Source organism: Phenylobacterium sp., assembly GCF_037968635.1.
Lineage (GTDB): Bacteria > Pseudomonadota > Alphaproteobacteria > Caulobacterales > Caulobacteraceae > Phenylobacterium.
In genome coordinates this window covers 1-19,810 of the sequence record NZ_JBBKVV010000148.1, presented here as the reverse complement: position 1 = coordinate 19,810, position 19,810 = coordinate 1, and the positions used below count along the sequence as shown (strand labels likewise).

Annotated in this window: 16 protein-coding genes; 8 read left to right on the top strand and 8 right to left on the bottom strand. The window is 68.7% G+C overall.

Features of this window, described 5'->3' with window-relative positions; translation table 11 throughout:
• Positions 1–41 precede the first annotated feature (41 nt).
• Entirely contained in the window at positions 42–2,177 is a 2,136-nt protein-coding gene (locus tag AAC997_RS17310; protein ID WP_340646951.1) for a thioredoxin family protein, read from the top strand.
• Here AAC997_RS17310 and AAC997_RS17305 read toward each other — a convergent pair.
• A complete protein-coding gene (locus AAC997_RS17305) occupies positions 2,174–2,614 on the bottom strand; it encodes a hypothetical protein (RefSeq protein WP_340646950.1) in 441 nt (146 codons plus the stop codon). The genes AAC997_RS17310 and AAC997_RS17305 overlap by 4 nt on opposite strands.
• A gap of 99 nt (positions 2,615–2,713) precedes the next feature.
• On the opposite strand from AAC997_RS17305, the gene pgi reads away from it, so the two are divergent.
• Genes pgi through AAC997_RS17290 form a run of 3 tightly spaced genes read left to right on the top strand, consistent with a single transcriptional unit; the run spans position 2,714 to position 5,954 of the window.
• Entirely contained in the window at positions 2,714–4,324 is a 1,611-nt protein-coding gene (gene pgi, locus AAC997_RS17300) for a glucose-6-phosphate isomerase (RefSeq protein WP_340646949.1), read from the top strand.
• 17 nt (positions 4,325–4,341) lie between these two features.
• The gene (locus AAC997_RS17295) at positions 4,342–5,211 is read left to right on the top strand and encodes an SDR family NAD(P)-dependent oxidoreductase (RefSeq protein ID WP_340646947.1); all 870 of its coding nucleotides are present in this window, start codon (positions 4,342–4,344) and stop codon (positions 5,209–5,211) included.
• On the top strand, positions 5,208–5,954 hold the full coding sequence (locus AAC997_RS17290; protein ID WP_340646946.1) for an SDR family oxidoreductase: 747 nt from the start codon (positions 5,208–5,210) through the stop codon (positions 5,952–5,954). The genes AAC997_RS17295 and AAC997_RS17290 overlap by 4 nt, the downstream gene beginning before the upstream one ends.
• Positions 5,955–6,064: 110 nt before the next feature.
• Here AAC997_RS17290 and AAC997_RS17285 read toward each other — a convergent pair whose 3' ends face one another.
• Positions 6,065–6,847 carry a siderophore-interacting protein gene (locus AAC997_RS17285; protein WP_340646945.1) on the bottom strand — a complete coding sequence of 261 codons (783 nt, stop codon included), beginning with the start codon at positions 6,845–6,847 and terminating at the stop codon, positions 6,065–6,067.
• A gap of 372 nt (positions 6,848–7,219) precedes the next feature.
• Between AAC997_RS17285 and hisS the strand changes: the two genes are divergently transcribed.
• The 3 genes from hisS to hisG are packed head-to-tail and all read left to right on the top strand — an operon-like array spanning position 7,220 to position 10,772.
• Complete coding sequence (gene hisS, locus AAC997_RS17280) at positions 7,220–8,692, top strand: histidine--tRNA ligase (protein ID WP_340646944.1); 1,473 nt, start codon at positions 7,220–7,222, stop codon at positions 8,690–8,692.
• On the top strand, positions 8,689–9,825 hold the full coding sequence (locus AAC997_RS17275) for an ATP phosphoribosyltransferase regulatory subunit (protein WP_340646943.1): 1,137 nt from the start codon (positions 8,689–8,691) through the stop codon (positions 9,823–9,825). The genes hisS and AAC997_RS17275 overlap by 4 nt, the downstream gene beginning before the upstream one ends.
• The gene (hisG, locus tag AAC997_RS17270; RefSeq protein ID WP_340646942.1) at positions 9,822–10,772 is read left to right on the top strand and encodes an ATP phosphoribosyltransferase; all 951 of its coding nucleotides are present in this window, start codon (positions 9,822–9,824) and stop codon (positions 10,770–10,772) included. The genes AAC997_RS17275 and hisG overlap by 4 nt, the downstream gene beginning before the upstream one ends.
• A gap of 325 nt (positions 10,773–11,097) precedes the next feature.
• Here hisG and AAC997_RS17265 read toward each other — a convergent pair whose 3' ends face one another.
• The 6 genes from AAC997_RS17265 to AAC997_RS17240 all read right to left on the bottom strand — a co-directional run bounded on the left by AAC997_RS17265 (position 11,098) and on the right by AAC997_RS17240 (position 18,434).
• On the bottom strand, positions 11,098–13,137 hold the full coding sequence (locus tag AAC997_RS17265; RefSeq protein WP_340646941.1) for a M13-type metalloendopeptidase: 2,040 nt from the start codon (positions 13,135–13,137) through the stop codon (positions 11,098–11,100).
• 84 nt (positions 13,138–13,221) lie between these two features.
• A complete protein-coding gene (locus AAC997_RS17260) occupies positions 13,222–14,853 on the bottom strand; it encodes an AMP-binding protein (protein ID WP_340646940.1) in 1,632 nt (543 codons plus the stop codon).
• 79 nt (positions 14,854–14,932) lie between these two features.
• Complete coding sequence (locus AAC997_RS17255; RefSeq protein WP_340646939.1) at positions 14,933–15,418, bottom strand: copper chaperone PCu(A)C; 486 nt, start codon at positions 15,416–15,418, stop codon at positions 14,933–14,935.
• A gap of 15 nt (positions 15,419–15,433) precedes the next feature.
• Complete coding sequence (locus AAC997_RS17250; RefSeq protein WP_340646937.1) at positions 15,434–15,919, bottom strand: YcnI family protein; 486 nt, start codon at positions 15,917–15,919, stop codon at positions 15,434–15,436.
• A complete protein-coding gene (locus AAC997_RS17245; RefSeq protein WP_340646936.1) occupies positions 15,907–17,973 on the bottom strand; it encodes a TonB-dependent receptor in 2,067 nt (688 codons plus the stop codon). Before AAC997_RS17245 ends, AAC997_RS17250 begins: the two co-directional genes overlap by 13 nt.
• 65 nt (positions 17,974–18,038) lie before the next feature.
• The gene (locus AAC997_RS17240) at positions 18,039–18,434 is read right to left on the bottom strand and encodes a DUF2946 domain-containing protein (RefSeq protein ID WP_340646935.1); all 396 of its coding nucleotides are present in this window, start codon (positions 18,432–18,434) and stop codon (positions 18,039–18,041) included.
• A gap of 83 nt (positions 18,435–18,517) precedes the next feature.
• Between AAC997_RS17240 and AAC997_RS17235 the strand changes: the two genes are divergently transcribed.
• On the top strand, positions 18,518–19,810 hold a 1,293-nt coding region (locus AAC997_RS17235; protein WP_340646934.1), incomplete at its 3' end, for a cation:proton antiporter.

Sequence of the window (19,810 nt, the reverse complement as noted above, 5' to 3'; positions counted from 1 at the left end):
GGCCCATATAGCGGCCAGAGTGTGGGGATTGGGATAACGGCATGACGCGTTTCGCTGCGAGAGCTCTGGCCGCTCTGGCGATGGCCGCCGCCTTCGCCTTCCCGGCCGCCGCCGCGCCGGTGCAGACCGGACACATCGAGGCCGAGCTGGTCGCCCGCGATTCTGGCGTGACCCCTGGCGGAACCGTCTATGTCGCCCTGCGCCAGAAGATCGCGAAGGGCTGGCACACCTATTGGCGCAATTCCGGCGATTCCGGCGAGGCGACCCAGATCAGCTGGACCCTGCCGGCCGGTTGGACCGCGGGGGACATCGTCTGGGCGCCGCCCTCGCGCCAGCCGACCGGCCCGCTGATGAACTACGGCTACCAGGGCGAGGTGCTGCTGCCGGTCGCCATCTCCGCCCCGAAGTCGGCCAAGGCCGGCGAGACCATCACCTTGAAGGCCGCCGCGGCCTTCCTGGTCTGTGAGGACATCTGCGTACCTGAGGACGCGGTCCTGACCCTGGATCTGCCGGTCGTCGCGGCCGCTCCGCAGCCGGACCCCAAATGGGGCGGGGCGGTCACCAGGGCCCTGGACGCGGCGCCCAAGCCTGCGGGCCTCACCGCCGCCTTCAGCAGAAACGAGGCCAGTCTCAAGCTGGCGCTCGCCGGGATCGCCCTCAAGGGCGCTGACCAGAGCGAAGCCTATTTCTACCCGTTCAAGTCCACGGTCATCGACCACGCTGGGGCCCAGGTGATCGAGCGCGGACCCGAGGGCCTGACCCTCACAATGATCCCAGGCTACGACTTCACCAAGGGCACGCCGCCCGCCACCCTGGACGGCGTACTGAGCGTCGGCGGCAAGGCCTATGAGTTCACCGCCGTCGAGGGCCCGCCGCCCGCTGGAACCTCGGGTCTGGGCGCGCCGCCGGCCAAGGTCGCAGCGCCGGCCGCAGGGGCCGGCCTCGGCCTGGCGCTGGCCTTCGTCTACGCCCTGCTCGGCGGCCTGGTTCTGAACCTGATGCCCTGCGTGTTCCCGATCCTGGCCATGAAGGCGACCTCGCTCGCCGGGCACGCCCATGAGCAGTCGGCGGCTCGCGCCCAGGGGTTGGCTTTCCTGGTCGGTGTGCTGGCCACCTTCCTGGCCCTGGCCGGAGCTCTGATCGCCATCCGCGCGGGCGGATCGGCCGTGGGCTGGGGTTTCCAGCTGCAGTCCCCCGTCGTCGTCGCGGGCCTGGCCCTGCTGATGCTGGCGGTGGCGCTCAACCTCTCGGGCCTGTTCGAGGTCGGGACCTCGCTGCAGGGCGTGGGCACGGGCCTGGCCTCCAGGCAGGGTTTGGCCGGCGCCTTCTTCACCGGGGCGCTGGCCGTCGTGGTGGCCGCCCCCTGCACCGCGCCCTTCATGGGGCCGGCCCTGGGCTGGGCGCTGACCCAGAGCGCGCCGGTGGCGCTGGCCGTGTTCCTGGGTCTTGGCCTCGGTTTCGCCGCCCCCTTCACCCTGGCGGCTTTCGCGCCGGGCCTACTGGCGCGTCTGCCCAGGCCTGGGCCCTGGATGGAGACCTTCAAGAAATTGATGGCCTTCCCGATGTACGGGGCCGCCGCCTGGCTGGTTTGGGTCCTGACCCTGCAGTCGGGCCATTCGGCCCTGGCCCGGATCCTGGCCGCGGCCATTGTCCTGGCGCTGGCCGCCTGGATTCTCGGCCTGGCCCAGAAGCGCCAGGCGGCTGGTGGTAAACCCCTGGTGCTTGGCGCGACCGGCATGGTGTTGGCCATCGCCGCCTTCGTCCTGGTGCTGGTCCCGGCCTATGGCGCGCCCGCGACGGTGTCAGCCGCGCCCGCGGCCGGGTCGATCCCCGAAGCGGTCTACAGCCCGGAGGCCGTCGCCGAGGCCCGGGCTGCGGGAAAGCCGGTGTTCGTCAACTTCACTGCGGCCTGGTGCGTCACCTGTCAGGTCAATGAGAAGGTCGCCTTCGCGACGGCGGAGGCCGCCGAGGCCTTCAGCCGAACGGGCGCGGTCTATCTGAAGGCCGACTGGACGCGGAAGGACGCGGTGATCGCCGCCGAGCTGGCCCGCCACGGCCGGGCCGGCGTGCCGCTCTATCTGGTCTATGGGGTGAAGAGTCCTGATCCGGTGATCCTGCCGCAGTTCCTGACCCCGGCGATGGTGTCGAAGGCTCTGGACAAGGCCAAGTCCAGCTAGGAGGTGACGGTGGCCGGGGTGCTGATCACCTCGACATTGTCGTTCAGCAGATAGGCCATGTCGCGCAGGGCCATGTCGCGGTCCTTGGGGGTCGCGGCCGATGTCACCGCGTCCAGCTTCAGCGGCAGGTCCTGGGCGATGCCACGCAGGATGCACTTCAGATCGCCATCGGTGCCGCGCTGAGCCAGCAACAGGTGACCCTGCATATCCAGGGCGGCCAATTCGCCGATCCGGGTCTCGAAGTCCGACGGCAGCGCCTTGCCGGCGCGCACGCCGTCGACGGCCGCCTTCAAGGCGCCGGCCCGCTTCACGATGTCGGCGAACAGCGGCTCCTGGGCCACCGAGGCCGGGGGCATGCTGAGACCTGGGCCAGGTGTCATTGGGCCAGTGGCGGTGAGCCAGAGGAAGGCGAGGGAAGCGGCGGCGTCGCAGGACATGACGATCCTCGTTGCGCGAACTAAGACAGATGCGAAGGGGCTTCAGATAGCCCGAACATGGTAAACGCGATCCTACCGCGCGCCTGAAGGTAAGCCTTGATGACCACGCCAGAGTCCGCCTGGAAGAGCCTGAAGAACGCCGCCGTCGCCGCGCGCGATCCCATCGCCGGCCTGTTCGCCATCGAGCCGGATCGACTGGATAGGCTGGTGGTGGAGGCCGCGGGCCTGCGGATCGACCTTTCCAAGCAGCCCTGGTCACTGGGCGACTTCGACACAGCCCTAACGCTCGCCAAGGCCTGCGACGTGGAGGCCGCCCGCAACCGCCTGTGGGCCGGGGAGCCGGTCAATCGCTCAGAGAACCGTGCGGCCCTGCACATGGCCCTGCGCGCGCCCGACGGGGCGGACTTCAAGGCCGACGGTGTCCCGGTCTCCCGCGAGGTGGAGGCGACCCGCGACGCTATGCGCGCGTTCGCGCAGGCCGTGCGCTCGGGCGCCAAGACGGGCGTGGGCGGCAGGCCCTTCAAATCCATCGTCCACATCGGCATCGGCGGCTCGGACCTGGGTCCGCGGCTGGTCTGGGAGGCGCTTCGGCCCCTCAATCCCGATATCGAGCTACGCTTCGCCGCCAATGTGGATCCCTCGGAGACGGCCCTGGCCCTGGCCGGTCTCGATCCGACCGAGACGCTTGTCGTGGTGGTCTCCAAGACCTTCACCACCCAGGAGACGCTGGCCAATGCGCAGGTGGTCCGCGCCTGGTTGCGGGCGGCGCTCGGTCCGGCGTCTGACTCTCACCTGGTGGCGGTGTCCGCCGCACCCGAGGTGGCCCAGGCGTTCGGCGTGCCGGCCGACCAGGTGTTCGGCTTCTGGGATTGGGTGGGCGGTCGCTATTCCATCTGGTCGGCGGTCGGCCTCTCCTGCGCCATCGCCCTGGGCTATGATGTCTTCCGGCGCCTGCTGGAGGGCGGGGCGGCCATGGACGAGCACTTCCGGCGCACACCCCTCCTGCGGAACGCGCCGGTCCTGCTGGCGCTGGCTCACATCTTCAACCGCGACGGGCTGGACCGGCCGATGCGGGCGGTGATCCCCTATGCGGCGCGGCTGCGCCTGTTCCCCAGCTTCCTGCAGCAGCTGGAAATGGAGTCCAACGGCAAGCGGGTGGACCAGCAGGGCCGGCCCGTGGCCCACGCCACGGCGGCCTCGGTGTTCGGCGACGCCGGCACCAATGGCCAGCACGCCTTCTTCCAGATGCTGCACCAGGGGACCGACGTCATCCCTGTCGACTTCGTGGCCGTCGCCAAGGCGGGTGAAGGCGAGCCGATGAACCACACCATCCTGCTGGCCAACGTCATCGCCCAGGCTCAGGCCCTGATGACCGGCCGCAGCGAGGCGCAGGTGCGCGAGGAACTCGTCTCCAAGGAGCTGAGCGCCGCCGATATCGCCGTTCTCGCGCCACAACGGACCTTCCCCGGAGATCGGCCCTCCAGTTTCATCCTGATGGAGGCGCTGACGCCCGAGACCCTCGGCGCCCTGATCGCTCTGCATGAGCACAAGGTCTTCGTCGAGGGCGTGCTCTGGGGGGTCAACAGCTTCGACCAATGGGGGGTGGAGCTGGGCAAGAGCTTGGCCACCCGCATTCTGGCCGAACTGCAGGGTGGCGCCCCTGGCGTCCACGATCCGTCCACCGCCGCCCTCGTGGCGCGGCTGAAATAGCTTTGAAGGGAACTCCCATGCGCGACCTGAACGGCAAGACCGCCTTCATCACCGGCGGCGCCAGCGGCCTGGGCCTGGCCATGGCCCAGGCCTTTGGTGAGGCGGGCATGAACGTCATGCTGGCCGACATCGAGGAGGCGCCGCTCCTTGCCGCCGTGAAGGAACTGGAGGAGCGTCAGATCCGGGCCAGCGGCGTGATCTGCGACGTGGCGGTCCGCAACGCGGTGGAGGCCGCCGCGGCCAAGACCATCGAGACCTTCGGCAAGGTCCACGTGGTCTGCAACAACGCCGGCGTCGGCGCGGGCGGCCTGATCGACCAGGTGCGTCACGCCGACTGGGACTGGATCCTGGCGGTGAACCTGATGGGGGTGGTCTATGGCATGGAGACCTTCCTGCCCCTGATCCGCTCGCACGGTGAGGGCGGGACCTTCGTCAACACCGCCTCCATGGCCGGCATGATCTCGCCGCCTGGCATGGAACCCTATAGCGCCACCAAGTTCGCGGTGGTGGCCATGTCGGAGGGCTGGGCGGGTCAACTGGCGCCGGAGGGCATCAATGTCTCGGTGCTGTGTCCCGGCTTTGTGAAGACCAAGATCAACCAGTCGGGCCGCACCCGCCAGGCGCAGTTCGGCGGTCCGGTGGAGAGCCCCGTGGTCGCCGACTCGATGGTGGAGAACGGCATCGATCCGCAGCGGGTCGGCCGCCGGGTGCTGGAGGCGATCCAGGCGGGCGAGCGCTATATCTTCACCCACCCCGACATGCGGCCCTTCGTCGAGGCGCGGTTCGCAGGGCTCATGAGCGCCTTTGACGCGGCCGCCGCGAGCGCCGCCCTGGCCGGGATGGATTACAAGACCCCCGACCTCAGCGGCATGGCGACGCCCTCGTGACCGTCCTCATCACCGGCGGGACCAAAGGCATCGGCCTGGCGATCGCGCGGCGGCTGGCCCCGGTCCATGGCCGGGTGGTGCTGGCCTATCACAGCGACGAGGCGGCGGCGCAGGCGGCCCGGGCTGAGATCGCGGCCCTTGGCGCGGCGGTGGAGACCGTGCGTTGTGAGGTCGGCAGTCCGGAGGGGGCGGCGGCCCTGATGGCGCAGATCGAAGGCCTCGGGCACGGCCTGACCCACATCGTCCATTCGGCGGCGATGATCTATCCGACCACCCTGCTGGGCGCCGACCTGGCGAAGTTCCGCCAGGCGGTGGAGACCAACGGCCTGTCCCTGCTCTATCTGGTCCACGCCGCCCAGGCTCTGCTCGGCCGGGGCTCCAGCGTGGTGTTCATCACCAGTATGGGATCGCGTATCCCCAGTCCCAACTACGGGGCGCTGGGGGTCGGCAAGGCGCTGGCCGAGGCCATTGTCCGCTATCTGGTAGCCGAACTCGCGCCGCGCGGCGTGCGGATCAACGGCGTGGCGCCGGGCCTGGTGCACACCACCTCGGTGGCCGCCATGCTGGGCAGCGAAGGCGCCGCGCAGGCCGCCGTGGACCGGGCCGCGCGAACCAACCCCTCCGGCCGCGAGAGCCGGGACTCCGACTACGCCGCCCTGGTGGAGTTCCTGCTGGGCCCGGAGGCCGAATTCATCCAGGGCCAGGTGATCGCCGCCACCGGCGGGACGGGCGTGATCGGCTAGAGCGTGACAGCTTCAAGTGGACACCGGTTGAAGCGCCCGTCACGCTCTACTCATAAGAAAGTAGACCCTTTTTATCCGGTTCAGGTGAGTCCACCTGAACCGGAAAGGGTCTAGCCGCGCATCCGCGCCGCCATCTCGGCCTCGTCGACGATATGGTCGTGGCCGCCCTGGCGGCCGGGACGCCAGTAGCCCTCGGCGCTGATCTCGCTCTTGTCGAACCCCCGGGCGATCAGGCCCTGGCGCTGGGCGCGCACGGTGCTGGTCTCGCCGATGACATAGGCGTGGCCACGGCCGGGGCGCGGGGCGAAGAGGGCCAGGCGGTCAATCAGGCGCGGGCTGCCGGGTTCGGCGGGGCCGCCGCGCACCAGCCATTCCAGCTCGACGTCGCAGACCGCGTCCAGCGGCTGCTGGTCGGCCTTCTCGGCGACCTCAAGGAAGGCGAAGGCCTTGGCGTTCTTGGGCAGGCTCTCGATCATCGCGAAGATGCCGGGCAAGCAGGTCTCGTCGCCCACGAACAGATGCCAGTCGGCGGCGGGGTTGATCATGGTGCGGCCGCGCGGGCCGCGCGCCTCAAGGACGTCGCCCGGCTTGGCGGAGAGCGCCCAGCGTTCGGCGGGGCCGCCGTGACCGTGCAGCACGAAGTCGATGTCGAGCCGACTCGCGGCCTTGTCCACCGCGCGAACAGTGTAGTGACGCCGGCCCGGCTGGCCGTCGTCGCCGGTCATCATCAGCACCAGGTCCTGCCCCGGTTTGTGGTCGAAGCCCCCTGCGTTCTCCAGGGCGAAGCTGACCCGGCGCATGTTCGGGGTGACGTCGTGAGACTCCACGACGGTCAGGGACCAAAGCGGCATAGGCGGCTTCATCGGGCGGGCGGCGGGGAAGGCGTCGGACATCGGAAAGACCTATCGTTGCTATCGAGATATATCGAAACACAGACAGATATATCTTGCAAGTCGTTCTCATCTAATGACGGGACTCGCCATCGCAAGAGGCCCGCGCTAGAACCCCGCCCGCATGACGACGACCGCGCATCATCACGGCCACCACCACTCGACCCGCCACGGCGGGCTCGGCCGGGGGCGTTTGGCCTAAATCCCCGGCGACGAGCCCCCCGCAGACGCGGATGGGGCTCCTGCGAGATCGCCAGGCTCCATCCGTTGAACCCCACCATTTCTGGGATACCGACGATGGAAATCTCCGCCCCTCTCCCGCCACGCCGACGCCCGCGCCTTGCCGCGCGCGCCGCCATCGCTTAAGCGCGCGCCATGACGAATGACCCGACACGTCCGGAAGCCCGCGCGCCGCGCGGCTTCAACGACCGCCGCGCGCGGGATCTCACCGCCGAGCGCCAGATCCTGGCCAAGGTTTCCGAGGTCTATGAACGTTACGGTTTCGAGGCCTTCGACACCGGGGCGCTGGAGTATGCCGACGCGCTCGGCAAGTTCCTGCCTGACGCCGACCGTCCCAATGAAGGGGTCTTCGCCCTGCAGGACGACGACGAGCAGTGGATGGCCCTGCGCTATGACCTGACCGCGCCGCTGGCCCGGTTCGTCGCCCAGAGTTGGGAGACCCTGCCCAAACCGTTCCGGCGCTACGCCTTCGGCACGGTCTGGCGCAACGAGAAACCCGGTCCGGGCCGTTTCCGCGAATTCACCCAGTGCGACGCTGATACGGTGGGCTCGAACCGCCCCGAGGCCGACGCCGAGATCATCGCCATGGCCGCCGACGGCTTGAGCGCGGCGGGTCTGCCGGCCGGCGCCTATGTCATCAAGATCAACAACCGCAAGCTTCTGAACGGCCTGCTGGCCACGGCGGGGGTCGCCACCGAAGGCCAGAAGCTGGCGGTGCTGCGGGCCGTCGACAAGTTGGACCGCCTGGGTCCCGAGGGCGTGCGCCTGCTGCTGGGGGAGGGCCGCAAGGACGAGTCCGGCGCCTTCACCAAGGGGGCGGGCCTCAACACAGCCGCAGCCGACGCCGTGCTGGCCTTCACCGCCGCCGGCGCCGAGGGCCGCAGCGAGACCCTCGATCGCATCGCCAACGTGATCGGCGGATCGCCGGAGGGCGACGAGGGCCTCGAGGAGTTGTCGCGGATCGACAAGGCGTTGATCGGCATGGGCGTCGCGCCGGACCGGGCGATGTTCGACCCGTCCATCGTGCGCGGCCTGGAATATTACACGGGCCCGGTCTTCGAGGCCGAGCTGCTGCTGGCCACCAAAGACGAGAAGGGCGAGCCCGTTCGCTTCGGCTCGGTAGGCGGCGGGGGGCGCTATGACGACCTGGTGGCCCGCTTCACCGGCGAGCAGACTCCGGCGACGGGCTTTTCCTTTGGCGTCTCGCGCCTGGCCTCGGCCCTGCGCGCGGCGGGCCGGGACCTGGGCGGACAGGCCCGCGGCCCGGTGGTGGTCATCGCCTTCAGCGCTGACGATATGGCGGCCTATTACGGGGTGGTGGGCGAACTGCGCGCTGCTGGGATCGCGGCGGAAGTCTATCTGGGCAGCTCGGGCATGCGGCCGCAGATGAAATATGCCGACCGCCGGATGTCGCCCGCCGCCATCATGCTGGGCGGGGACGAGATCGCCGCCGGCACGGTGACCATCAAGGACCTGGACCTGGGCCGCGAGCTCTCCGCAGGGGTCACCGAGAACGCCGCGTGGCGCGAGCAGCGTCCGGGACAGCAGACCATCCCGCGCGCCGAGCTGATCCCGGCCCTTCGCCGCATCCTGGATGCTGCGCAGTGAGGGCCGAACCGCGGGTTCCCGCCGAGGTGCTGGCCAACCTCCGCGCGCCGTTGAGCCGGGACGCATTGAGTGTCGATGCGCCGATCCTGCAGCCTCTTGGCCTGCTACTGGAGCTGGCGGGTGAGGCGATGCGCGCGCGTCTGTTTGTGGTCCAGGCCGAGGGCGGGCGAGAGGCCTGCCTGCGTCCCGACTTCACCGTTCCGGTCACCCGACAGCACCTGGAGAGCGGGGCCGCCTCGGGCCGCTACTACTACGAGGGTAAGGCCTTCCGCGCCTCACCCGACCATCCCGACCGGGCCGAGGAGTTCGTGCAGATCGGACTGGAGCGGTTCGACGCGATCGGGACCTCCGCGCTCGAAGCCGACGCCGAGATCGCCGCCCTGGCCTGGAAGGCCGCCGTCGCCGGAGGCCGGGAAGACCTGCTGCTATGGCTGGGCGATCTCGGCCTATTCGCCGCCTTCGTTGAGGGGCTGAACCTGCCGACCTCGCTGGCGGCCCGGCTGACGCGTGCCGCCTCACGGCCTCGCCTGTTGCAGGCCGAGCTGGCCCGGGCCGGCGCGCAGGCCAAGGTCGTTGAGGGCGGGGCGCTCGCCGACCTGCTGGCCGGCCGCTCGTCCGACGAAGCTGCCGTGATGCTGGAGGAGGTCTGGGCCCTGGCCGGGATCGAGCCGGTTGGCGGACGAGGCCCCGCCGAGATCGCTCAGCGCCTGATCCGCCGGACGGAGGCCGCCCGCGCGCCCACGCTCAGCCTTGAGCAGGCCGCCAGCCTGCGTCGCTTCCTCAGCATCTCCGACACACCGGTCAAGGCCCTGGCCGCGATCCGCGCCATTCCGGGCGCGAAGGGCGAGGCCCTGACCGCCGCCCTGGCCGACTGGGAGCAGCGGCTGGTTTTGCTGACCAAGGCCGGGGTCCCCGCGGGCGCCATGCTGATGGCCACCACCCTGGGGCACGCCTTCGAGTATTATGACGGACTGACTTTCGAGGTCCGCTCCACCGCGCTTGGAGCCGATCGTCCCGTGGCCGTGGGCGGCCGCTATGACGGCCTGCCGGCGCGCCTGGAGGGTCCGGCCGGCGGTCGCGCCGTTGGGTGCATGGTCCGCCCCTGGCGAGCCTTCAAGGGAGGCGAGGCATGAACGAGCCCCTGATCATCGCGGTCCCCTCCAAGGGCCGCCTGAAGGAACAGGTCGAGGAATGGCTGGCCGACTGCGGCTTGAAGCTCTCCGTCAGCGGTGGCGCCCGCGGCTACATGGCCGAGATCAAGGGGCTGGCCGGCGCCCAGGTGCGGCTGCTCTCGGCCGGCGACATCGCTGAGGCGCTCGACAGTGGTGAGGTCCATCTGGGCATCACTGGCGAGGACCTGTTGCGGGAGCGCGGCGGCGATCTCGACAGTCGCGCCCTGCTGCTGAGGGCGCTTGGATTTGGCCGTGCCGACCTTGTGGTGGCCGTGCCCAAGAGCTGGCTCGACGTCGACTCGATGGCCGACCTGGAGGAGGTGGCGCACGATCTGCTGGCCCGCACCGGCCGGCGCATGCGGGTGGCCACCAAGTATCTGGTTCAAACGCGCGCCTTCTTCGCTCGCCATGGCGTCGCCGACTACCGGATCACCGAGTCCAGCGGGGCGACCGAGGGCGCTCCGGCGGCCGGCGCTGCGGAGTTGATCGTCGACATCACCACCACGGGGGCGACCCTGGTGGCCAATGGCCTGAAAATCCTCGGCGACGGGATCATCCTGAAGAGCCAGGCCCAGCTCGCCGCCTCGCTGCGCGCCAGCTGGTCCGACGGTCAGCTGGCAGTCGCAGAGCACCTGCTAAGGGTGATCGAAGCCCGCGGCACCGCGCACGAAAGCGCCACCCTGGTCTGGCCCGATAGCGAGAGTGATGACGCCTTGATCGGCGAACTGGTGGCGGCCGGCGCGACCCGGCGCCCGAACGGCGTTCTGGCCCCCGCCGACCGTATTGCGGCGATCTCCACCCTCCTGACCGCCAAGGGACGAGGGCCGGTCACCGCGTCTCGGCCTGACTTCGTCTTTGAGACCAGTTGTGTCGCGCACGAAGTACTCGTGAAACGCGTCAAGAATTGACAAAAGAGTCAAAAATAACGCGGCACGGCGACTTAATCCGCGTGATCGCGAAAATCTGACCAGAATTAAGCCGCAGGGCGGGTTTCCGCGCATTGACTCGGGCGGGAAATTGCCGTTTTCTCAGTCCTGCGAGAGACATGGCGACACTAGTTCGACAGTCTCCGGCGTTTCGGGGAGGAAACGCCCGCTCAATAAGAGCTTCGGCTCAAAATAAGGCCCGTTGCGATTATCCCCCGCAACGGGCCAAATTTTTGTCCGACACAGTTTTTGACGTATTTGTCAAAAAGAGTGGAGCCGGATTTCCCCGGCCCCACGCTCGCAATCATCACCAGATGCGGACGCGCTTGTCGGGCGCCACGTACATCTTGTCGCCGGCCTTCACGCCGAACGCCTCGTAGAAGGCGTCGATGTTCCGCACCGGGATGTCGGCGCGGTACTGCTCGGGGGAATGGGGGTCGGAGACCAGTCGCTGGCGCGTGCGGTCGTCCCGGGATTTCGAGCGCCACACCTGAGCCCAGCCGAGGAAGACCCGCTGGTCGCCGGTCAGGCCGTCGATCACCGGGGCGGGCTTGCCCTTCAGGGAGGCGTGATAGGCGTCCAGCGCCAGCAGCACGCCGCCCAGGTCGGCGATGTTCTCGCCCATGGTCAGTTCCGGATTGATGTGGATGCCGGGCAACACCTCCACCGCGGCGTATTGCGCGCCGAAGATCTTCGCCTGGGCGTCGAATTTGGCGGCGTCCTCCGCCGTCCACCAGTCCGTGAGCCGGCCGTCGCCGTCTGACTTGCGGCCCTGGTCGTCGAAGCCGTGCGTGATCTCGTGGCCGATCACCCCGCCGATGCCGCCATAGTTGATCGCGGGGTCGCCGTCCGGATCGAAGAACGGCGGCTGCAGGATGGCGGCGGGGAAGACGATGCCGTTCTTGGTGGGGGAGTAGTAGGCGTTGATGGTGGGGGGCGTCATACCCCACTCCTTCTTGTCCACCTTCTGGTCGAGGCGGTCGACCTGACGGTTCCACTCGAAGGCGTTGGCCCGAGCCACGTTTCCGTAGAGGTCGCCGTCCTTCAGGGTCAGGGCCGAATAGTCACGCCAGCTATCCGGATAGGCGATCATCACGCTGAACTTCGACAGCTTCTCCAGGGCCTTGGCCTTGGTGGGGGCGCTCATCCAGGTCAGGTTCTCGATCCGGCCCTTCATGGCGCCTTTGATGTCGGCCACCAGAGCGTCCATCTTGATCTTGCTGTCGGCCGGGAAGTAGGCCTCGACATAGAGCTTGCCCAGGGCCTCACCGACCTGGTTGTCGACGAGGGCCACACCCCGTTTCCAGCGGTCGGCCTGCACCGGCTGGCCCGACAGGGTTTTACTGCGGAACTCGTAGTGGGCCTGGTCGAAGTCCTTAGAGAGATAGGGCGCGGCCTGGTCGGCCAGGTTGAAGGCCTGCCAGGCCTTCAGGGTGTCGATCGGAGTCTTGGCGTAGATCGCCGCGATCTTCGGGAAAGCGGTGTTCTCGGCCACCACGACCTTGGTCACCTTGCCGAGGCCGGCGCCGGCCATGAAGGCGCTCCAATCGAAGCCCGGGGCGTAGGCCGCGAGGTCCTTCACGGTGAACGGATTGTAGGTCTTGTCGTCGTCGCGGCGCTCGGACCGAGTCCAGGAGGCCTTGGCGATCTCGGTCTCCATGGCGACGATGGCCTTGGCGTTGGCTGCGGGATCAGTCCAGCCCGACAGGGTCAGCAGCTTGGCGACATAGGCCTCGTAGGCGCTCTTCTGCACCGCGAACTTCTCGTCCAGATAGTAGTCACGGTCGGGCATGCCGAGCCCGCCCTGGATCAGGGTGATGACATAGTGGTCGGGGTCCTTGGCGTCGTCGCCAGGGTAGGCTCCGAACACCGAGCCGCCGAACTTCATCTGCGACTTGCCCATCACCTTGGCGATGTCGCTTAGGGTCTTGGACGCCTGGATATCCGCCAGGTCGGCGGCCATCGGCTTGGCGCCGAGGGCGTTCACAGCCGCCTCGTCCATGAAGCTGCGGTACATCGTTCCGATGCGCGCCTCGTCGCCGGTGGCGGCCTTGTCGGCGGCCGCGGTCTCCAGCACCGCCCGCATGCGATTGACCGAGAGCTCGTTCAGCTTGTCGAAGGACCCGTACCGCGAACGGTCGGCGGGGATCTCGAGGTTCTTCAGATAGGTCCCGTTGGCGTAGAGATAGAGGTCGTGGCGGGGGCTGACGCTGAGGTCGCGGCCGGCGGCGTCGAAGCCCCAGGGGCCCATGCGCGGCGCCTTGGCCATGTCATCGGCGGCGAGGGCGGGGACGGCGCCGAGCGCCAGAGCTGACGCCGCGCAGGCGGCGAGCCAGAAGGTCTTCATCAGGTGTTCAAAGCCTCGGATAGGGATTTGGGCGCGACCATGACCCGGTCGCGCCCTCCGTGGCTCGTTACATTTTAGTTACGTTCAAACCTTGGCGGCGAGCTTGTCCACCGCCAGAGCCTTGAGGGTCTTGTAGTCCAGCTTGCCGTTGGGGGCCCGGTTGACCGGGGCCAGGACGAGCTCGCGCGGCGCCTTGTAGTCCGCCAGCAGGCCCTTCACGTGGGCCGAGAGATCAGCCAATGAGGCCGTCTGGTCGCCGGCCATCTCGACGATGGCGCAGATGCGCTCGCCGAAGCGCGGGTCGGGCACGCCGACCACCGCAGCATCACGCACGCCTGCGAAGCGCTTGAGGGCCTCTTCCACTTCTTCGGGGAAGACCTTCTCGCCGCCGGTGTTGATCACCTGAGAGCCGCGGCCCAGCAGGGTGATGGAGCCGTCCTCCTCGATGGTCGCCCAGTCACCGGGAACGCTCCAGCGCTTGTCCTCGAAGATGCGGAAGGTCTTGGCCGACTTTTCCGGGTCCTTGTAGTAGCCGCTGGGGGTGAAGCCGCCCACCGCCACCAGGCCGCGCACCCCGGAGCCCGGCAGGACGCGATCGCCCTCCTCGGTGAAGACTGCGGCGTTGGGGCCGGTGGTGAACTTCGCCGTGCCGGCCGCCGCGCCGCCGCCGGAAACCGACGAGGCCAGGCCCAGGGCTTCCGATGAGCCGAGGCTATCCATCAGCATGATGTTGGGAAGATGCTTCAGCAGACCCTGCTTGTTCTCCGCGCCCCACATGGCGCCCGACGAGATGATCCGCTTCAGGCTGGGCATCGTCCAGCGGCCGGGATGGGCGTCCAGGGTCTCCAGCATGGGGGCGGCGAAGGCCGGGCCCACGATGATCAGGCCCGAGACCCCCAGGCGCTCGACCTCGTCGAACAGCTCGACGGGGCTGAACTTGCGCGAGGGCAGGGTGGCGATGGCGCCGCCGGAGACCAGTTGGCCAAAGCCGATGAACTGGCCCGTGGCGTGCATCAGCGGGGCGACGGGGATGGTGATCGGTTGCTCGCCGGAGGCTTCAACCGCCTTGGCGCGCTCGCCGGCCTCGGCGACGCGCTCCATGGGGGGCAGGCCCAGCAGCAGGTTGGCCCCGCCGCCCAGACCCTTGAACAGGTCCTCCTGGCGCCACATCACGCCCTTGGGCATCCCGGTGGTGCCGCCGGTGTACATCAGCAGCAGGTCGTCGGCCGAACGGCCCCAGGGCCCTTCGACCCGGTCAGCGCCCGCCGCCACGATGGCGTCGTAGTCGGCCGCCCAGGCCGGGACCGGATGGCCGGGTTCGGCGACCGCCACCCAGGTCTTCACCTTGGGCAGGTTCGCACGCACCTTGTCGGCCATCTCGGCGAAGGAGGCATGGAAAACCACAGCCTCGGCGTCGGCGTTGTCGAACAGGTAGGTCAGCTCGTCGCCGCCATAACGGTAGTTGGTGTTGAAGGGGGCGAAGCCCCCCTTGAAGGCCGCGAAATAGGCCTCGATGTATTCCGGCGCATTGTAGAGATAGGCCGCGACCTTCGACTGCTGGGTCAGGCCCGCATCGATGAAGTGCTGGGCCAGGGCGTTGGCGCGGCGGTCGAAGTCGCGCCATTTGACGACGCGGTCGCCATGAATAAGGGCAGGGCGTTCGGGGATGGCTGAAGCCACCGACTCCCACAGGTTGGCATAATTCCAAACCTCCACGGGCAATCCTCCATGCTTAAAATATGGAGCGCATAAACGGTCGGTCGGCGTCCGTGTCAACGCCGACCGAACGGACGTTTTAATGCTTGGAGTGGTCCATCTGCATGCCGCCCATCGGCGAGGCGCCGGTGGCCGGACCCTGGCCCACGGTGAAATCGATCTTCAGCCTCGCGCCGCTGGAAAAGACCAGGGTGGCGGGGACCGCGTCGCCGGCCTTCTGGGCCTTGGTCAGGCCGATCAGCATGACGTGGTAGCCGGCGGGGGCGAAGGTGATGGCCTTGCCGGGCGGCAGCAGCACGCTGTCGAGGCGCTGCATGGTCATCAGCCCGCCCGCCATCGACGAGCGGTGCATCTCCACCTTCCTGGCGGCGGAACTCTCGACGGCCACCAGGGTGTCGGGGGTCGCCCCGCGGTTGGTCACGGTCATGTAGCCCGCGCCGTTGACGCCGGCGGCGGCGGGACGGCTCCACGGCTGGCCGACCTCCAGCCCGCCGAGGCGGTAGGTGGCCGCGTGAGCGACGGTGACGGTCAGGGCGGCGGCGAGGCTGAGGATCAGGGTGCGCATGGGAGCTACTCTATATCAGTGCTGAGGGGTTTCGGAGACGGCGGCCGCTGGCAGGACGCGAAGCGACGGAGCGGGGTGGCTGAGGCCGGTCTCTCCCGGGTCGGGGATTTGCGTCCACTGGCTCTCGTCGCCGCCGCAGGTCTGGACGGTGGGGAAATAGAGGACGCCGGGCTCGGCCGGCAGCTTGGCCAGCACCGCGAACTCGTCGAACTGGTCGGCGGGAAGTTCGCCGCGCCAGACCAGGGCCGAGACCCGCGCCCCGTCCTTCTCTATCGTCAAGGTCCAACCGAGCTTGGGCTGGGGCCGGGCGCTGGCCAGACCGGCCGGGGTCTCAATCCGAAGGGCCGTGGTGGCGGCTGTCCCGCAGCCGTGGCCGACCCGGAAGCGCAGCGCCTGATAGGCGCCGGTCCCGGCCTCCCCCGGATCGACGCTGACATGGGCCAGGCCGGGTGTGGCGGCGGCGAGCGCGGCCGTCAGCAGCAGGGGTTTCAGTAGCGCCATGTCAGGCCTCCAAAGACTGACCGGCCTTCGCCGGCGAAGAACACCGCCTGGGAGACCCGGCGAGCGTCGGTGGTCGCGCCGAAGTTCGAGACGTAGCGTTCGTCGAACAGGTTGCGGGCGTCGAGGAACAGGCTGACGCCGTTCTCGAGCTTCCATCCCGCGCCGAGGTTGGCGACGGCGTAGCCGGGAGACCTCAAGGTGTTCTGATAGTCGACGACGGTGTCCTGGACGGACCACTCCACCGACGGCGCGACGAACCAGCCGGACGGCGCGTCGTAGCGCAGCTCCGCCCGATAGAAGTGCTCGGGCACGACGGGCAGGCGGTGGTCGCCATACTGGACGTCGCCTTTGAAACGGAAGTCCGACCAGGTGTAGGTCTGCCTTAGCCGGAGCCGCTGGAAGATCGTCCAGTCGAGACCGGCCTCCAGGCCCTGGTGAACGGTCTTGTCGGCGTTGAAAGTGGCCGCCGGGATGCCCTGGGCGGGGTTCACCGTATAGTTCAGCAACTCGTGCTTCAGCTCGGCGCGGTAGAGGGTGACATCCCAGATCAGCGGCCCGCGCCGGCCCCGGGTCCCGACTTCACCGGTCCAGGCCTCCTGCGGCTGCAGGGCCGTGAACCCGCCGACCGTGGGAGCCAATGCGCTGAAGTTCGGTGGCTCCACCGAGCGGGTCAGGTTGGCATAGACCTGAGCTCCGGACGCGTCCTGCCAGAGCAGGCCCAGGCGCGGGGCCAACCAGTCGTAGTCCTTGCCGGTGGTCAGGTCGAAGGTGGCGGCGACGCCCGGCAGTTTGAAGCTCTGATAGTCGCGGGTGGCGCGGCCATAGGATCCACCGGCCACCACCGCCACCTGGTCGGTGACGAACAGGCGGCCCTCGCCGAACAGGTCCAGGCCGGTGGCGTTCTGCCGGCTCTTGGCGGTCTGGGCGCCGCGGGAGCCCGCGCGGTTCACCCATTGGTTGGCGTCCAGGTCGCCGCTGCGGAACGAGGCGCCATAGAAGGCGTCAGCCCGCCGGCCCGCCAGTTCGCCATCCCAGTCGAACCGGCCGAAGACGCCCCAGTTGCGGCTTTCCTGGTCGATCACCTGGAAGATCGGGTGATCGAGATCCTTCCAGGTGGCGTAGACGCCGCCCTCGAACATGGTCGTCGGCGTCAGTCGCCAGCGGGTCTGCAGGGCGCTGCGCACCGAGCCCATGTCGCGCTGGTAGTTGAGGACGCGGTTGGTCGGATTGGCGCTCTGAGGATCGTTGAGCGCTTGGGAGAGCGTGACGGCGCCGGGAATCTCCTGGTGCACATAGCCGCCGTTGATCAGCAGGCGGACTTCCTGCTCCGCGCCGAAGCGGCGGGCGATGTTCAGGCTGGCATGCTGGTCCTGGCCGGCGCTGAGCGCGCGCCAACCCTCGACCTGACCCGCTGTCACAGCGGCGAAGGCGTCCCAGTCACCCCAGACACGGGCGGCTTCGGCGTGGGCCCGCAGGGTTCCATGGGATCCGCCCTCGAGACGCAGCAGGTTCTCGGCGCCTGCGTCACGGCCCGTGGGGGTGACCAGGTTGATGGCGCCGCCCAGCAGGGCGCCTCCGAACCTCAGGGCGTTGCCGCCCTTGTAGATCTCGGTATAGCGGGCGATCGACGGGTCGATCAGCTGGAAGTCGCCGAACCCGTCGGCCTCGTTGAAGGGCACGCCGTCCTGAGCCAGCAGGGTTCCGCGATTGTGGCTGGGGTTCCCGATCCCCGATCCGCGGATCGAAAGCCGGGTTTCGCCGCCCCACTTCTTCTGGGCATAGACGCCGGGCACGTCGCGCAACAGATCGGCGACCCCGGGGGCGTAGCGGGTGGCGTAGGATTCCGCCGAAACCACGGCGACCGCGCCCGGAGTTTCCGACAGCCGGGCGCGGGCGTTGGCGACCACCGGGGGGTCTTCGGGGTTGCGGGTGGCCGTGACGATCACGCTGTCGACGGTGTTGGGTTGTTCATCGGCGATAGCCAAGGCCGGCGCCGACAGAGCGCTGGCGGCGAGCAGCAGGGCGCGCAGAGGCGCGCGAGAAAACCTAAGCATATGAGAATTCCAGGATCAAAGACGTCAGGACGCGCGCCGACACGGGGCCGCGCGCGGTGATCGAGTCAGAGAGCCTGGGAAGGTGGACCTTGTCCGGGCGGTCGGGGCGCCGCGCGGGCGCCGGGCAGCACGACTTCCACAGTCGTCGCCTGAACGATCGGGGGGGCGAGGTAGGCGATCGGAACGACGGAGAGGGTCGGCGTCGCGATCACCGCCAGGGTGGCGCCCAGGCAGTCGTGACAGGGGAGACCCGCGAAGCCCTTCTGCACCTGGCCGTCGTGGCCGAGGACCACAGTCTTGGCCCCTTCCGGCGTGCAAAGCTCGATGCTGACGGCGCCGATTGATTCGGCCGCCAGGGAGGCGGCTGGCAGCAGGGCCTGGATCAGCAGGGCGGCGACGGCGAACAGGACAGCCAGGGGCGTACGCCCCCGCGACCTGCCTCGTTGCGCCCCAAATTTCATGGCCGGGGTCTTAAGGCGGCCAAGGCGGGTTTCGCAAGGCCTATTCCACCGGGCATAGTAGAGTTCACCAACAAGGAGAGCGCATGGAAGGCCACGTATCGCCCGGCGAATATAAGGATGTCGTTCTCTTCCTCGCCACCGCCGGCGTGATCGTGCCTCTTTTCCGCCGTTGGCGGATAAGCCCCATCCTCGGCTTCCTCGGCGCGGGCGTGGTCCTGGGTCCGTTCGGCCTGGGCGCGTTCAGCGGCGCCTTCCCCTGGGTGGGCTACTTCACCATCGACAATCCGGACGAGGTCGCCCAGCTCGCCGAATTCGGCGTGGTCTTCCTGCTCTTCATGATCGGCCTGGAGTTATCCTGGGAGCGCCTGCGCCTGATGCGGCGCTTGGTGTTCGGAATGGGCGCCCTGCAGGTGGGACTCTGCGTCGCCGCCATCGCGGGTGTCGCCATCGCCTTGGGCGTGGACCCGGTGGCCGCCGCCGCGATCGGGGCGGCTCTGGCGCTCTCCTCCACCGCCGTGGTCATGCCCATCCTCACCGAGCAGAAGCGCCAGCACTCCACCGCTGGCCGCGCGACGTTCTCGGTTCTGCTGTTCCAGGATCTGGCCGTGGCCCCGATCCTGATCACGCTCGCCATTCTCGGACGGGGCGGCGGGGACGAGGCCTTCTCGCCAAAGCTGCTGTTGGCCTTCGCCCCGGCGGTGCTGGGGATCTTGGGACTGGTGGCGTTCGGCCGCCTGCTGCTGCGACCGATGATGAAGTCGGTGGCCCGCGCCAAGAGTGAAGAGCTGTTCATGGCCGCCAGTCTCCTGGTGGTGATTGGGGCGGGGCTTGTGAGCGCGCTGACGGGCTTGTCCATGGCCCTGGGCGCCTTCATCGCCGGCCTGCTGCTGGCCGAGACCGAGTATCGGCGGGAGGTCGAGGTCACCATCGAGCCCTTCAAGGGGCTGCTGCTGGGGCTGTTCTTCCTGTCTGTCGGGATTGGGCTCGATCTCTCCATCCTGGCGGCCAAGCCGATGCTGGTGCTGGGCATGGCCGTGGGTCTGATCGCCCTCAACGCCTCAGTGGTGTTCGGTCTCGCCAGGTTGTTTGGCCTGCGTTCGCCCCCGGCCATCGAGGCCGGCCTGCTGCTGGCCGGGGGCGGGGAGTTCGCCTTCGTCATCCTGTCGGCGGCCATGGGCGACGGGATCGTCGACCGCGCCATAGGCCAGACCGTGCTGGTCGCCTCGACGTTGTCGATGATGTGCATTCCCATGCTGGCGGCCCTCGGGCTCAAGCTTGGCGGCCGTAAGGTGCAGGGCGAGGACCTGTCTCCGGAACCCGCCCCGGTGTCCGACGGCGACAAGCCCCAGGTCCTGGTGGTGGGCTATGGGCGGGTG